Raw genomic sequence first — 261 nt, 5'->3', positions numbered from 1 at the left:
CCTGCAGATTATTATAGGGTGCAAAAGAGGCCCGCAGCGTGCCGCTGACGCCCAGCGCCGCCAGCAACGGCTGCGCGCAGTGCTGGCCAGCGCGCAGGGCGATTCCCTGCTCAGCCAGCAGCGTCACCAGATCGCTGTGATGCAGGCCAGCGAATTCAAATGCCAGCAGGCTGGCATTTGAACAGCGGAAGCTGCGGAAACCGGGTAATTCCGCCAGCTGCTCTTCCGCCAGCGTCGCAAGATGCTGACTCCAGCGCTCCG

1 protein-coding gene is annotated in these 261 nt (G+C 63.6%); it reads right to left on the bottom strand.

The window, feature by feature from the left end; genetic code table 11:
* Nucleotides 1-261 (bottom strand): aminotransferase class V-fold PLP-dependent enzyme (locus SB765_RS30900; protein WP_410932658.1); only part of this gene is annotated, 261 nt, incomplete at both ends.

This window comes from Pseudomonas sp. SIMBA_067 (genome assembly GCF_046534675.1).
GTDB lineage: Bacteria > Pseudomonadota > Gammaproteobacteria > Pseudomonadales > Pseudomonadaceae > Aquipseudomonas > Aquipseudomonas putida.
Note: the sequence above shows the minus strand (reverse complement) of the source record. Positions and strands in the feature narration are given on the sequence as shown.